Annotated in this window: 14 protein-coding genes and 1 tRNA gene; 5 read left to right on the forward strand and 10 right to left on the reverse strand. The window is 59.3% G+C overall.

Annotated features, from left to right (window positions below):
• Positions 1-44: 44 nt before the first annotated feature.
• A complete protein-coding gene (locus tag ACEN8E_RS20795; protein WP_495589673.1) occupies positions 45-365 on the reverse strand; it encodes a YbjQ family protein in 321 nt (106 codons plus the stop codon).
• Between the two features lie 151 nt (positions 366-516).
• Between ACEN8E_RS20795 and ACEN8E_RS20800 the strand changes: the two genes are divergently transcribed.
• Positions 517-1,101, forward strand: coding sequence for a hypothetical protein (locus tag ACEN8E_RS20800; RefSeq protein ID WP_495589674.1), 585 nt, complete (start codon positions 517-519; stop codon positions 1,099-1,101).
• A gap of 134 nt (positions 1,102-1,235) precedes the next feature.
• On the opposite strand, the gene ACEN8E_RS20805 is transcribed toward ACEN8E_RS20800, so the two are convergent.
• Positions 1,236-1,325, reverse strand: a tRNA-Ser gene (locus ACEN8E_RS20805).
• A 308-nt stretch (positions 1,326-1,633) separates the two neighbouring features.
• Between ACEN8E_RS20805 and ACEN8E_RS20810 the strand changes: the two genes are divergently transcribed.
• The 3 genes from ACEN8E_RS20810 to ACEN8E_RS20820 all read left to right on the forward strand — a co-directional run bounded on the left by ACEN8E_RS20810 (position 1,634) and on the right by ACEN8E_RS20820 (position 4,394).
• Positions 1,634-2,323, forward strand: coding sequence for a crotonase/enoyl-CoA hydratase family protein (locus ACEN8E_RS20810; protein WP_495589675.1), 690 nt, complete (start codon positions 1,634-1,636; stop codon positions 2,321-2,323).
• Between the two features lie 214 nt (positions 2,324-2,537).
• Positions 2,538-3,260: a lysophospholipid acyltransferase family protein gene (locus tag ACEN8E_RS20815; RefSeq protein ID WP_429369291.1), complete on the forward strand. Its 723-nt coding sequence runs from the start codon at positions 2,538-2,540 to the stop codon at positions 3,258-3,260.
• A gap of 162 nt (positions 3,261-3,422) precedes the next feature.
• The gene (locus ACEN8E_RS20820) at positions 3,423-4,394 is read left to right on the forward strand and encodes a magnesium and cobalt transport protein CorA (RefSeq protein WP_495589676.1); all 972 of its coding nucleotides are present in this window, start codon (positions 3,423-3,425) and stop codon (positions 4,392-4,394) included.
• Between the two features lie 100 nt (positions 4,395-4,494).
• Here the strand turns inward: ACEN8E_RS20820 and ACEN8E_RS20825 are convergent, their stop codons facing one another.
• From ACEN8E_RS20825 to ACEN8E_RS20835, 3 genes are all read right to left on the reverse strand, one after another.
• Entirely contained in the window at positions 4,495-5,217 is a 723-nt protein-coding gene (locus tag ACEN8E_RS20825) for an amidotransferase (protein ID WP_495589677.1), read from the reverse strand.
• Between the two features lie 95 nt (positions 5,218-5,312).
• Positions 5,313-7,457, reverse strand: coding sequence for a 3-hydroxyacyl-CoA dehydrogenase NAD-binding domain-containing protein (locus tag ACEN8E_RS20830; RefSeq protein ID WP_495589678.1), 2,145 nt, complete (start codon positions 7,455-7,457; stop codon positions 5,313-5,315).
• A gap of 24 nt (positions 7,458-7,481) precedes the next feature.
• Positions 7,482-8,687: an acetyl-CoA C-acetyltransferase gene (locus ACEN8E_RS20835; protein WP_429369299.1), complete on the reverse strand. Its 1,206-nt coding sequence runs from the start codon at positions 8,685-8,687 to the stop codon at positions 7,482-7,484.
• 599 nt (positions 8,688-9,286) lie between these two features.
• Here ACEN8E_RS20835 and ACEN8E_RS20840 point away from each other — a divergent pair.
• Positions 9,287-10,108, forward strand: coding sequence for a c-type cytochrome (locus ACEN8E_RS20840; RefSeq protein ID WP_495589679.1), 822 nt, complete (start codon positions 9,287-9,289; stop codon positions 10,106-10,108).
• Between the two features lie 120 nt (positions 10,109-10,228).
• Here the strand turns inward: ACEN8E_RS20840 and ACEN8E_RS20845 are convergent, their stop codons facing one another.
• The 5 genes from ACEN8E_RS20845 to ACEN8E_RS20865 form a co-directional block, all read right to left on the reverse strand.
• Entirely contained in the window at positions 10,229-11,038 is an 810-nt protein-coding gene (locus ACEN8E_RS20845) for a transglutaminase family protein (protein WP_495589680.1), read from the reverse strand.
• A complete protein-coding gene (locus ACEN8E_RS20850) occupies positions 11,035-11,985 on the reverse strand; it encodes an alpha-E domain-containing protein (RefSeq protein ID WP_495589681.1) in 951 nt (316 codons plus the stop codon). The genes ACEN8E_RS20845 and ACEN8E_RS20850 overlap by 4 nt, the downstream gene beginning before the upstream one ends.
• Before the next feature lie 12 nt (positions 11,986-11,997).
• Positions 11,998-13,407, reverse strand: coding sequence for a circularly permuted type 2 ATP-grasp protein (locus ACEN8E_RS20855; protein ID WP_429369306.1), 1,410 nt, complete (start codon positions 13,405-13,407; stop codon positions 11,998-12,000).
• Between the two features lie 367 nt (positions 13,408-13,774).
• The gene (locus ACEN8E_RS20860) at positions 13,775-14,119 is read right to left on the reverse strand and encodes a ribonuclease E inhibitor RraB (RefSeq protein ID WP_495589682.1); all 345 of its coding nucleotides are present in this window, start codon (positions 14,117-14,119) and stop codon (positions 13,775-13,777) included.
• Positions 14,120-14,329: 210 nt separating this feature from the next.
• Positions 14,330-14,563: a hypothetical protein gene (locus tag ACEN8E_RS20865; RefSeq protein ID WP_495589683.1), complete on the reverse strand. Its 234-nt coding sequence runs from the start codon at positions 14,561-14,563 to the stop codon at positions 14,330-14,332.
• Positions 14,564-14,565: the final 2 nt, after the last annotated feature.

Below are 14,565 nucleotides of genomic sequence, written 5' to 3' on the forward strand. Positions count from 1 at the left end.
TTACCGTTCTGATCTCCCCGTGACCGACGAATGGCTTCGCACTTTCACCGCAACTGGACCGCAGTCCCGGTCACAAACACCACGACCATCCCGCCCTTGCCGGCCGGCATGCTGATCTCATAATCAAGCCCGACCACCGCATCCGCCCCAAGCGCCCGTGCCCGCTCCTTGATTTCATCGGTGGCCTGAATGCGCGCTTCCTTCAACGCTCGCTCCAGTGTCTGGGAGCGCCCGCCGAAAAAGTCGCGCATCCCGGCAAACACGTCACGCACGACGTTGATCCCTTGCACCGACTCGGCGCTGACGATGTCCAGGTAGGCCGTAATTTGCCGACCTTCAATGGAATGGGTAGTGGTGGTGATCATTGCTGTTCCTTCCTGTTCAGATTTTCAGCCAGCGCATCGAACGCCGGCAATGTTACGGGATCAGCATCACACCAACCCGCACCAATGCCGGGGTGCCACTTTTCCACTGCTATGCTGATAGCGTCGGTTCTCTACGCTGGAGACGAGCAGCATGACAGCAGAAGGCAATCATTTCCCCTTCACTTTCAAAGCTATTGCCTACTCGACCGGAGGCTTTCTTGTCGCCTTGGTATCTGCCACAAAGCTGCTCGACACTTACTTCGAGTTGACGTTGTTGGCAGATACCAAAAGCCGGCTGCTACGTGCGTGGAGCTGGCTTCTGTTAGAAACGCCAATGCCGAATTGGTCGCTGCTGATGATTGTCGCGGCTTTGATCAGCATTCTGACTGCAGCGATTTACTACTACCGAACCCCTGACGGCGCTCATGGCGAGCTACACGAGATAGAGCGGAAAATTTACAAATCGAACAACCCTCAGTTCCCACAATTGACAGATAACCAAACGCTGCTGATGGAAACTTTGGCCTATCATGCAAACTTCAGAAAAATTGCAAACCTGGACTCGGTTTGCAAACTTGTCTCACTCAGCAAATTGGAAGTTGAAGAAGGTCTAAAGCAACTCCAGGCCAAATGTCTTGTGAAGCAAAAAGTGACACGGGGTACGTTCGGCGCCACCACTTTTGAACTTACCCTGGCAGGTAAGGACTATGCGCTAGAGCGATTCAAGCTCACGTAGTGGAGACACACGGGTCGGCGAAAGGTATGGATCGAAGTGACGGAAGGCGGGATGTAGTGAGCAGTACAATCGAGTCGTACAGCTGAAAAAGAAAAACCCCCGCAAACCATGGATTTGCGAGGGTTCTCAGAATGTGGCGGTGAAGGAGAGATTCGAACTCTCGATACAGTTTCCTGTATACACACTTTCCAGGCGTGCTCCTTAAGCCACTCGGACACTTCACCGTATCTCTTCAAACATGTTCTGTCTGTCGAGGCGCGCTAATGTAGTCGAAAGCTTTTCCGATGGCAAACATTTTTTTCAGAATTTTCATGCGGTTAACGCGATTCGGCGTTTGTGGTCGCTCGAGGCCATGGCAAACCGGCCAATCTCCGGCTTCGCCCCCTCTTCTATATAGAGGGGAATACGCGGCAGGCACGGCGGGCTAAGCCTGGCGGGCGGGTAAAGGGTGACCGGCGGGTCAGTCACGGCGCTTTACCTGGCCTGCGGCGGTGGGTAACGTCTGCCCATCTTTATTGAAAGGAATAGCGTCATGAGTGAGTTGATTTCCTACCATCTCGAAGACGGTATCGCGACCCTGACCTTGAGCAACGGCAAGGTCAATGCCATCTCCCCGGATGTGATTGCCGCGTTCAACGCTGCGCTGGATCAGGCTGTGACTGATCGTGCGGTGGTGATCATTACCGGCCAGCCGGGCATTCTCTCTGGCGGTTATGACTTGAAGGTGATGACCGCCGGCCCTAAAGAAGCCGTGGCACTGGTGACCTCCGGTTCGACACTGGCCCGCCGCCTGCTGTCGCACCCCTTCCCGGTGATCGTTGCATGCCCGGGGCATGCAGTGGCCAAGGGCGCGTTTCTACTGCTGTCCGCTGACTATCGCATCGGTGTTGAGGGCCCGTTCAGCATTGGCCTGAACGAAGTGCAGATCGGCATGACCATGCACCACGCGGGCATTGAGATCGCACGTGACCGCCTGAACAAAGTGGCGCTGCAGCGTTCGGTGGTCAACGGCGAGATGTTCACTCCACAGGGCGCCGTGGCTGCCGGTTTCCTTGATGTCGTGGTGTCGGCTGAAGAACTGCAAGGTGCGGCACTGGCGGCGGCTCGTCAGTTGAAGAAGATCAACATGACCGCGCACAAGAACACCAAATTGAAAGTGCGCAAAGCGCTGCTGGAGGCTCTGGACAACGCGATCATCCAGGATCAGGAGCATTTGGGTTAAGCCCGGATCTGCTACAACGCAAAGCCCGGCCATCGTGTCGGGCTTTTTCATGCATGTCCGTGTTAAACATCTGTAACCGCTCTAGACAGCATCTGACCAATTGATCGGAAACATCAGCACAAACATCGGCTATCTCCCACTACTCTGGCAGCAATTGCCGAAAACAGTGCACATCCGTACACTGCGCCACCTTTTGTCCCGGTGGGGCCTGTAAATGCTGTTCTTGTTGCGTATGTCATTGATGGGCCTGCACTTTATTGTGGCGGGTGTGCTGGGTGTGATTCTCGGCCTGTGCCGGCCGTTCAACCCGGACAACAGCCGTCTGTGCGCACGCCTGTACGCGTGGCCGGCCATGTGTATTTTGCGCTTGCGGGTGAAGGCCGAAGTCGGGCCGCTGATGGATAAACCTGACAGTTGCGTGATCATCGCCAATCACCAGTCCAACTACGACTTGTTTGTGTTTGGCAACGTGGTGCCCCGCCGTACCGTGTGCATCGGCAAAAAGAGCCTGAAATGGGTACCGCTGTTCGGGCAGTTGTTCTGGCTGGCCGGCAACGTGCTGATCGACCGTGGCAATGCGCACAAGGCGCGCCAATCGATGCTGACCACCACCCACACCCTGCAAAACAAGGACACCTCGATCTGGGTCTTCCCGGAGGGCACGCGTAACCTGGGTGAGGACTTGCTGCCCTTCAAGAAAGGCGCCTTCCAGATGGCCATTGCCGCCGGAGTGCCGATCGTGCCGGTGTGTGTCAGCAGTTACGTCAAACACATGCGCTTGAACCGCTGGCGCAGCGGGAAAATCCTGATTCGTTCGTTGCCGGCGATTCCCACCGCCGGACTGAGCCTGGACGACATGCCCATGCTGATTGCCCAGTGCCGCGAGCAGATGCGTGAGTGCATCGATTCGATGGACCGGCAACTGCAAGCTGCCTGAACAAGAAAACCCGCCTGGTGCGGGTTTTCTTTTGCCTGCAAGACTTTACCGGCGAACTCGGCAGATTTAACTGACTCTCAAACACTGCAAGGCTAAGCTGATCAACACAACCATTGCATTTGCTGCCAATTGAAAGCTGCCAATAAGAAGTGAACCACCATCATGGGTAGAGTTGTTGCTGCTGCGGTTTATAGCGCCGGTAAGAGAGTCACCAATATCACCCTCGACGAAGGCGCAGCCTGGGCTGCCAAACCCGGGCACTTTGTCTGGATCGGCCTCGAGGAGCCGAATGCCGAGGAGCTCTACAACCTGCAACGCCAGTTCAACCTGCACGAACTGGCCATTGAAGACGCCCTGGAAAAGCACAGCCGGCCAAAGCTGGAAACCTTCGGCGATGCGCTGTTCATCGTCACGTATTCGCCCATCCGCCATGAAGGCAAGCTTGAGTTCATCGAGACGCACATCTTTGCCGGCAATGGCTACATCATTACTGCACGCAACGGTCACTCGGCGTCCTACGCCCATGTCCGACAACGCTGTGAGGCGCGTCCGCTATTGCTCGAGCATGGGGAAGATTTCGTTCTCTATGCCATCCTCAATTTTGTGATCGAGAACTACCAGCCGATGGGCGAAGTCATTCACGCGGAAATCGATGAACTGGAGCGCAACGTGTTATGCGGTGTGTTGAATGACTACGACATCCAGAAACTGCATGGCCTGCGTCGTGATGTATTGCGCCTGCGTCGTTATGTGGCACCGATGATCGAGATCGGTGAGGAATTGCAGCGGCTGAGTTTCCCGTTTATCGATAAAAACATGCGCCCATACTTTCGCGACGTGCAGATCCATGTAACGCGGCAAATGGAAGACCTGACGACCCTGGCGGATATTGCCAGCCAGACGATTGAGGTCGGGGTGCTGCTGGAGGCCTCTCGCCAGAGCGTGGTGCAACGCAAGTTTGCCGCCTGGGCGGCGATTCTGGCCTTCCCCACGGCGGTGGCGGGGATCTACGGGATGAACTTCCAGAACATGCCGGAGTTGAGCTGGCACTACGGCTATTTCGGCGTGCTGGGATTCATTACGGTGGGTTGTCTGGGGTTGTGGGCGAGCTTCAAGAGATCGGGGTGGTTGTAGGAGCGAGCTCGCTCGCGAAAAACCTGGGAGCACTGCGGGCTGTCAGGTTTGGCGCGTTATCGTTCACGACCATCGCGAGCAGGGCTCGCTCCTGCAGGTTTTAACCAGCTGTTGGCTTGTGCGCGACAAACCGCATCATCCACTCGGCAACCGTGGCGCCGTGGTGTTCCTGCTCCAGGCTCGCAATGCCTTTGCTGTAGACCTGCTCGCCCAGCGCCTCCTGACGAATGTCCAGCAGGGCGCGTGAGTAGTCGTGGATGAACTCCGGATGCCCCTGGAAGCACAGCACCTGGTCGTTGATGTGGTAAGCGGCATACGGGCAGAAATCGCTGGAAGCAATGACCGTAGCGTTCTCCGGCAGCGACGTGACCTGGTCCTGGTGGCTGATCAGCAGCGTCAGCTCTTCGCGCACCGGGCTCATCCACGGCGCCTTGGCGGCGAGTTTGTATTTGTGGGTGCCGACGCCCCAGCCTTGGGTCGCTCGCTCGCTCTTGCCACCGAGCAGCAAGGCCAGCAACTGATGACCAAAGCAGACGCCCAGCAGCTTGTCGCCGCGCTCGTAGCGGGCCAGCAGGTATTTCTTGAGGGTTTCGATCCACGGGTCGGTGCCGAAGGAATCGGCCTTGCTGCCCGTTACCAGGTAGGCGTCGAATGTCAGGTCGTCGCTTGGGTATTCACCCTGCACCACGTTGTAGACCGTGAACTCGGCGGCAATCGGCTGCTGCGAAAACAGGTGTTTGAACATCTGCCCGTAGCCCTGATATTGGTCAACCAATTCCGGACGCAGGTGGTCGGTTTCCAGAATGCAGATGCGTAACGACATAAAAAATACCTGACACGTGATGGGAATAATGCACACCCCAGAGCCTGCCCTGAAACACCGTGACAAGGCAAGCCCCGAAATGCGTCAGCGCGCCCTTAGAATGCCTCCCCTTTGGCGGCCTTTTCCAGCAGCAATGCGGGCGGCGCGAACCGCTCGCCATATTGCCTGGCCAGGTACTGGGCACGGGCGACAAAGTCCTGTACGCCGTACTGGTTGATGAACTGCAGCGCACCGCCGGTCCACGCGGCGAAACCGATGCCGAAGATCGAACCAACGTTGGCGTCCGCCGTCGAGGTCAACACGCCCTCTTCCACACAGCGCACGGTTTCGATGGCCTGCACGAACAGCAGGCGATCTCGCACATCCTTGGGCGAAATCTGCCCGTCGGTTTTCTCGAAGCGGGTTTTCAACTGCGGCCACAGGTGTTTCTGGCCGCCCGCCGGATACTCGTAGAAACCACCCCCGGCAGCCTTGCCCGGACGCTTGTATTCATTGAGCAGCAAGTCAATCACGGCAAATGCCGGATGCTCTCTCAGCGGTTTCCCCTCCGCTTGCAGGTCCTTGGCCGTTTGCAGGCGGATATGGTTCATCAGGCTGAGGGAAACTTCGTCAGAGATCGCCAGCGGCCCAACAGGCATGCCGGCCTTGCGTGCTTCAGTCTCGATCATCGCCGCGTTCACGCCTTCGCCCAGCATGGCAATGCCTTCGTTGGTGAAGGTACCGAACACCCTTGAGGTGAAGAACCCGCGGCTGTCGTTGACCACAATCGGGGTTTTCCTGATTTGCAGGACGTAATCGAACCCGCGGGCCAGGGTTTCGTCGCTGGTATTGGCGCCCTTGATGATTTCCACCAGCGGCATTTTTTCCACAGGGCTGAAAAAATGCAGGCCGATGAACTTGCTCTGATCGGGCACGGCGCACGCCAGGCCGCTGATCGGCAAGGTTGAGGTGTTGGAAGCAATCACCGCGTCTGCGCCGACGACCTTCTGAGCAGCCAACGAGACCTTGGCCTTCAAATCCCGATCCTCGAACACGGCCTCGATGATCAGGTCGCAACCGGCCAGGTCGGCATCGCTTTCGGTGGCTTGAATGCGCGCCAGCACGGTGTCGCGTTGCTCGATGCTCATTTGTCCGCGAGCGACTTGTTTGTCCAGCAGTGCCGCCGAATGCGCCTTGCCCTTGTCCGCAGCGGCGATGTTGATGTCCTTGAGCACCACCTCGATACCAGCCGATGCGCTGACAAACGCAATTCCGGCGCCCATCATCCCGGCGCCGAGCACCCCGACCTTGCGGGTGACATAAGGTGCATAGCCTTGAGGTCGCGACCCGCCGGCATTGATTTCGTTGAGCTGGAACCAGAACGTGCCGATCAGGTTTTTCGACACCTGGCCGGTGGTCAGCTCAGTGAAATAGCGGGTTTCGATCAGGTGCGCCGTGTCGAAATCCACCTGGGCGCCCTCGACCGCCGCACACAGGATCTTTTCCGGTGCGGGCATCGTGCCCTGGGTTTTGTTGCGCAGGATCGACGGTGCGATCGCCAGCATCTGCGCGACTCTCGGGTTAGACGGCGTACCGCCTGGAATCTGGTAGCCCTTCACATCCCAACGTTGTACCGCCGTCGGGTTGGCGAGAATCCATGCCTTCGCCTTGGCCATCAGCTCTTCGGGATCTGCCGCGAGCTCGTCGATCAACCCCGCCTGCAATGCCTGTTGCGGGCGAACTTTCTGGCCTTCGAGCAGATATGGCAGGGCCTTTTCGATTCCGAGCATGCGCACCATGCGCACCACGCCACCGCCGCCCGGCAGCAGGCCGAGAGTAACTTCCGGCAGGCCGAGTTGCACCGACGGGTTGTCCAGCGCCACGCGATGATGGCAGGCCAGGCAGATTTCCCAGCCGCCGCCGAGTGCCGCGCCGTTGATCGCCGCAACCACCGGTTTTCCGAGGGTTTCCAGGGTGCGCAACTGGCCCTTGAGGGTCAACACCATGTCGTAGAAGGCTTTGGCTTCGGGCTTGCCGACCTTGATCAGTTCATTGAGGTCGCCGCCGGCAAAGAAGGTTTTCTTGGCCGAGGTGATGACCACACCGGCGATGCTGTCCTTGTCGGCCACCAGGCGCGCCACGCAGCCGGCCATGGCCTCGCGGTACACCGCGTTCATGGTGTTGGCACTTTGGCCCGGCATGTCGATGGTCAGGACGACGATCTGGTCCTGGCCTTTTTCGTAACGAATGGCTTCGTTCATAACTGGATTCCTTGAAGTCCGGGCTCAGAGGCGTTCGATGATGGTGGCAATGCCCATGCCGCCGCCGACACACAGGGTCGCGAGGCCATAACGCAGGCGTCGGGCTTCCAGTTCATCGAGCAGCGTGCCGAGAATGGCGCAGCCCGTGGCGCCCAGCGGGTGGCCCATGGCAATGGAACCGCCATTGACATTGACCTTGTCCGGGTCGACGGCCATGTCCTTGATGAATTTCAACACCACGGAAGCGAACGCCTCGTTGACCTCGAACAGATCGATGTCTTCGACCCGCAGCCCGGCCTTGGCCAACGCCTTGCGGGTCGCCGGTGCGGGGCCGGTGAGCATGATGGTCGGATCGGTGCTGGTCACTGCCGTGGCGACAATCCGCGCCCGTGGCTGCAGGCCCAGCGCCCGGCCCTTGGCTTCGGAGCCGATGAGCATCAGCGCCGCGCCATCGACGATTCCGGAGCTGTTGCCGGGGGTGTGAACATGATTGATCCGCTCGACATGGCTATAGACCCGCAGCGCGGTGGCATCGAACCCCATCTGCCCCATCATCTCGAAACTCGGCTTGAGCTTGCCCAGGCCTTCGAGGGTCGAATCGGCGCGGATGAACTCATCGTGATCGAGCAGGATGATGCCGTTCTGGTCCTGCACCGGCACCAGCGACTTGCTGAATGAACCGTCGGCCCGCGCCCGCGCAGCCTTTTGCTGGGAATGCAGCGCATAGGCATCGACATCCTGACGACTGAAGCCTTCAAGGGTGGCGATCAGGTCCGCGCCCACGCCCTGTGGCGTGAAGTGACTGTGCAGATTGGTCGCCGGGTCCAGTGCCCAGGCTCCGCCATCGCTGCCCATCGGCACCCGGGACATTGACTCGACACCACCGACCACCACCAGGTCCTCGAAACCTGAGCGCACTTTCATTGCGCCGAGGTTGACCGCTTCCAGCCCCGACGCACAGAAACGGTTGATCTGTACCCCCGCCACGCTGACATCCCAATCGGCCACCTGAGCGGCGGTCTTGGCGATGTCAGAGCCTTGATCGCCAATCGGCGTCACGCAGCCGAGCACCACGTCATCGACCTGGCTGGTGTCCAGCGCCGTGCGCTGTTGCAGCGCGGTGAGCAAACCGGCAACCAGGTCCACCGGTTTGACACTGTGCAAGGCGCCGTCGGCCTTGCCTTTGCCACGGGGCGTGCGTAACGCGTCGAAAATCAATGCTTGGGTCATGACGTCCTCGAACCACAGTGCGGGTGGGTGAATATCGAGTGCTCACTCTTGGCCCGAGCCGCGTTTGATTCAATGACCGCAGCGCTCACAGACATTGACGCTCACGCTCAGACGGACGGTAGTGAGCTACCTGATTTGCCGATTCCGGACACCAAGCTGTCTAGCCAACGGGCGGCAAAGAAGCTGGCAATAGGCCTCATGTCTTTTTTAAAGCGAATCGCAACAACCCCATATGAAATGGATCTAAGCCAAGCGCTGCGCGGGCTCTAAGGTGAACTTGTACGAAGTTGTCGTCGGGTTTTGCCGAGGCGCTCGTCGCTACAGGAAGTGCACCTGCCGTCATGGAGCAATGCAGGCAGGCATCAGGAAATAACAAAAAAGGCGGTCAAGCCATGTTCAAACAATCGAAAGTACGACAAGCCGGGCTCATCCTTTTCGCCACCACACTGTTGTTGATATTGCCGAACCTGACCAAGGTGATCGGTTAGTCACGTCTGTAAGATACGGCGTCACGGTTTTTGAATTGCCACTATCAAAATGTGACTGGCCCGCTACCCGGGCCAGCGTGGCTGTGCCAACCTTGACGGCACTTGCACGACATGGACGGCGATCATTTGAAAAAGCTCATTCTGCTCGGGGCCCTGCTGTTCGGCTCGCCCCTGTATGCCGCACAGCTGAACCTGGAGCTGGGCGCGAACAGTCGCACCTGGCAGACCGAGGAATTGCTCAAGCATCCTCAGCTGCAAACCATCAACATCAGCAACGACGTTTCCTACAAGCAGGACATGAGCTACCGCGCCGTGCCTCTGTCCGCGTTGCTGACCGGCATCAAGCCCGACGACCACCTGCAAGCCGTGGCCCTGGATGGCTTTGCCGCCGAAATGGCCGCAGCGCCGTTGCTCAATACCCAGGGTGCACAGGCTTGGCTGGCGATTGAAGACCCGGCCAAGCCCTGGCCACCGCTATCCGAAGGCAAGCCAGGCGCCGGGCCGTTCTATCTGGTCTGGACCAACCCGCAGGCCGGCAACATCAGCCCCGAACAATGGCCGTTCCAGGTGGCGAGTATCAAACGCCTGGCGCCCGTGGCCCAACGCTTCCCTGCCCTGCTGCCCGATCCGGCGTTGAAGGCGGATGATCCGGTGAACAAGGGTTTTGCGCTGTTCCAGAAGAACTGCCTGGCGTGCCATCGACTTAATGGCGCCGGCGACTCGCAGTTCGGGCCGGACCTGAATATTCCGTATAACCCGACCGAGTATTTCGGCGCGGAATTCCTCAAGCGCTACATCCGCGAACCACAGAGTTTGCGCCAGTGGCCGCAGGCGAAGATGCCAGGGTTCTCGACCGAGGTGTTGCCAGATGGAGACCTGGGGATGCTGGTGGGGTATTTGCAGCATATGGTTGGGCGCAAGGTTAAGCCCTGAAACCGGATCCTGTGTGGGAGCGAGCCTGCTCGCGAAGGCGGTGTGTCAGCGACAAAAGTCCTGACTGAAAAATCGCTTTCGCGAGCAGGCTCGCTCCCACGGGGTTCCGCAGTGTCTCGTCTACTGCTGTTGAACGGAGATCACCGGCGCCGGCGTCGGTGAAACCAGCACCTTGGCGTGCATCTGCTCACACCCGCCGCCCCGGCGCATCCCGCGCACCGGGCAGGCATCCAGGTAATCCAGGCCCACCGCCAGTTTCAGGTGACGTTCCGGCCGGGCCAGTTCGTTGGTCACGTCGAAGCTGTACCAGGCGTCATCCAGCCAGGCCTCGGCCCAGGCGTGGCTGGCCAGGTGTTCGCTGCTCTCGCTGTACAGATACCCCGATACATAACGCGCCGGAATGCCCAGGCTGCGCGTGCAGGCAAGGAATGCATGGGTATGGTCCTGACACACGCCGGAACGCCCGGCAAAGGCCTGGGCCGCGCTGGTGTCCACTTCCGTGGAGCCTGGCGTATAGGTCATATGCTGGTTGAGCCCATGCATCAGATCGATCAACGCCGTGCGATCGCGGCGCTGCTTGCACGCCTTCTCGGCGAACGCACGCAGGGCGGCATCGGCTTCAGTCAAACGGGTGAAGCGCAGAAACGGCAGTGCCGACTGGCTCTCGTGTTCGGCCTCACGCAACTCGTCGATATCGACCTGGCCACGGGCGCCGATGATGATCGCCTCGTGCGGCTCATCCATGGTCAGCACATGCAGGATGTTGCCGAACGGATCGAGTTGCGCCCGCACCGGACGCGGCAGGTCGAGTTGCCAGCTGAGCACGTGCTGGCGCTCGCTGTCGTGGGGAGTCAGTCGCAGGTACTGGATGCTCGCCCGCACCTTGTCTTCGTAGTGATAGGTGGTCTCGTGGCTAATGGAAAGTCTCATGCGGCCTCCAGATAAGAACTGTGTATCGCGTTACCCAACTGGCGCACCAGCGGGATGAACTCGGTCAGCCAGGCGTGCAGGCCTTCTTCGAGAATTTCATGGATGCCGGTGTAACGCAGGCGTGCGTCCATTTCCGCCGCCAGGCGTTGTGCGGGACGACCATTGGCCCCTGGCAATTGCGCAAGGATCTGGTCGATTTCTTCGGTGCAGGCGCGCAGGGATCGCGGTACGTCGGCCCGCAGCAACAGCAGTTCGGCGACATGCCGGGCGCCGGGGGCGTCGCGGTAGATTTCCGTGTAGGCCTCGAACGACGACAACGCCCGCAACAACGCGCTCCATTGGTAATACGCGTGAGCGGTGCCATCGCTCACCGCTTCGGCCTGATCCCCAGCCATTTCGTAGCGGGCATCGAGCAGGCGCAAAGTGTTGTCCGCCCGTTCGATAAAGGTCCCCAGGCGAATGAAGCGAAACGCATCGTTACGCATGATGGTGCCGTAGGACGCGCCCCGGAACAGGTGGGAACGTTCCTTGATCCACTCGCAAAAACGGCTCATGCCGTAGCGACTGAGGCCCTGCTCGGCAATTCCGCGAATTTCCAGCCAGGTGGCGTTGATGTTTTCCCACATGTCGGCGGTGATGCGCCCACGTACCGAATGAGCGCTGGCCCGTGCCGCACCGAGACAGCTGTAGATGCTCGCCGGGTTGGCCGCATCCAGGGCGAAGAAATGCAGCAGCCGTTCGGCATGCAGTTCGCCATGGCGTTCCAGGTAATCGTCCAGGGTGCCGGTGATCAACAGCGGCATGGCCAATTCGTGCAAACCGTCGCCACGACCGTCTTGCGGCATCAGCGACAGCGAATAGCTGATGTCGAGCATCCGTGCGAGGTTTTCCGCCCGCTCCAGGTAACGCGACATCCAATACAAATCCGAGGCAGTTCTACTTAACATGGCAGGCTTCCTTTAATCCTCGACCACCCAGGTGTCCTTGGTTCCGCCCCCCTGGGAGGAGTTGACCACCAGGGAGCCTTCGCGCAGGGCGACACGGGTCAAGCCGCCGGGCACGACCCGGGTTTCACGACCCGACAGGACAAACGGCCGCAAGTCGATATGGCGTGGCGCAATGCCGTTTTCGACAAAGGTCGGACAGGTCGACAGCGACAACGTCGGTTGCGCGATATACGCATGGGGCTTGGCGATGATCCGTGCGCGGAAGGCTTCGATTTCCGCCGCCGTCGCCGCCGGCCCCACCAGCATTCCGTACCCGCCGGAGCCCTGGGTTTCCTTGACCACCAGTTCTGGAAGGTTGGCCAGTACATGGGACAGTTCAGAAGGATTACGGCATTGCCAGGTCGGCACGTTCTTCAGGATCGGCTCCTCATCGAGGTAGAAACGGATCATGTCGGTAACGAACGGATACACCGACTTGTCGTCCGCCACCCCCGTGCCGATGGCATTGGCCAGTACCACGTTGCCGGAGCGGTAGGACGACAGCAGCCCGGGTACGCCGAGCATCGATTCCGGGTTGAAGGCCAGCGGATCGAGGAAAGCGTCGTCGAGGCGACGGTAAATCACGTCGACCGCTTTCGGCCCGTCGGTGGTGCGCATGTAGACCTTGTCGTCGCGCACGAACAGGTCCGCGCCCTCCACCAGTTCCACGCCCATTTCCCGCGCCAGGAACGCATGCTCGAAGAACGCGCTGTTGAAGCGGCCGGGTGTCAGCACCACCACGCTCGGATTGTCGATAGGGCTCGAGCTTTTCAGGGTGTCGAGCAGCAGGTTCGGGTAATGGTCGATGGGCGCGATGCGTTGCGCCGCGAACAGTTCGGGGAACAGGCGCATCATCATCTTGCGGTCTTCAAGCATGTAGCTGACGCCGCTGGGTGTGCGCAGATTGTCTTCGAGCACGTAGTAGGTGCCGTCGCCATCGCGCACCAGGTCGACGCCAGAGATGTGCGAGTAGATATCGCGGTGCAGGTCCAGGCCCTGCATCGCCAACTGGTACTGCTCGTTGGCCAGCACCTGTTCGGCCGGAATGATGCCGGCCTTGATGATGCGCTGCTCGTGATAGAGGTCGGCGAGGAACATGTTCAACGCCTTGACCCGCTGGATGCAGCCGCGCTCGACGACCCGCCATTCACTGGCAGGAATGCTGCGCGGGATGGTGTCGAAGGGAATCAGGCGCTCAGTGCCTTGCTCGTCCCCGTAGAGCGTGAAGGTAATCCCGGCGCGATGAAACAACAGATCGGCCTCGCGTCGCCGTTGTGCCAGAAGCTCGTCAGGCGTCTCGGCCAGCCAACGGGCAAACTCCCGATAATGCGGGCGGACCAGGCCGCCGGCATCGTACATCTCATCAAAACAGGTGCGGATCATGCCGTACTCCTTGTCACTCGGACGTACAGACCTTCGCAAGGCCCGTGCCATCGGCATAAACGCTTAGATTTCAATCGGTTGGATAATCTACACGCACGCACCGCACCAATCCTGTGCGGCAAATGCCCCAACCTGATCGCCCCCGCTTCATTGCAAGGCGTGGTGGTCGCCTATCAGCAGCATAGCCAGAGTTGATTTCACTGCCCGGCTACGGCTCTGGATAATCCGGGCATTCGCTGAAAAGCCCATCGGACTTCCCTTTTAGCCGCCTGCCCAGGCGGCTTTTTTTATCAGTGTTCAATGCCCGCAAATGAAAACGGCCAACCCGAAGGTCAGCCGTCATTGCTGGATGTCACTGCTCATAAGGTTATGCGAGTCGCCCTCGTACCTCCTGTTTCACACCCCAGCCTTCGATGATGCCGCCCAACGGCTCGACCACAGCTTCGAAACCCTGTTCGAAATCGCCGATGCCGTCATAGGTGGCATACATGACTTTGCACAGTTCCAGCGCCCAGGCGCCGTCGTCGCGCACACTGACTTGCGCATTCAGGGATTCACCACGGTGGAAATAACCTGCCGCCCTGCGTGCCCGCTCCTCATCCGGGAAAATGGCGTAGAACTCGATGGGATGAAACCGTGAAAAGTCAAAACCGCCTTCTTTCATGCGGCGCAGCACGCTGCTGCTGATGTCTTCTTGATAGGCTGTGCTCATGAAACGTCCTCCTCAAAACGATGGATAGACTTTCCGTACTCCCTCACCCGCAACCGAACAGCGCGAGCGACGGCAATCGATGTGCCGGCGGGAAACAAGCATGGAGCTGACAAGACCAGACCTTAGCGATCCATTCGCTGATCTCGCTTGCAGAGTAGCCCCAAGATAGAGCCTCTGCCAAGGTCTGGATTTGAATGTGACAGGTGTCGTTCAGATTGGAGCGATATCGAGGATTTGAATGCTGTTCTGGGCCTTGAGTTCCTTGACGCCCGCATCGGTGGTTCGCCCTTCCAGATCGTTCAGGTCCAGGGCGGCAGCAACAGGAAGAAGCCGGGCCTTGATGAGCTTGGCGGCACGCTCGTAGTCCGGACGCTCGGGGCACTCAAAGACTTCGTTGACGGTTTCGCCATGATCATCCACGAAAGTGACTTTCCACTTTTGCATTG

This window comes from Pseudomonas sp. Pseusp9 (genome assembly GCF_059491265.1).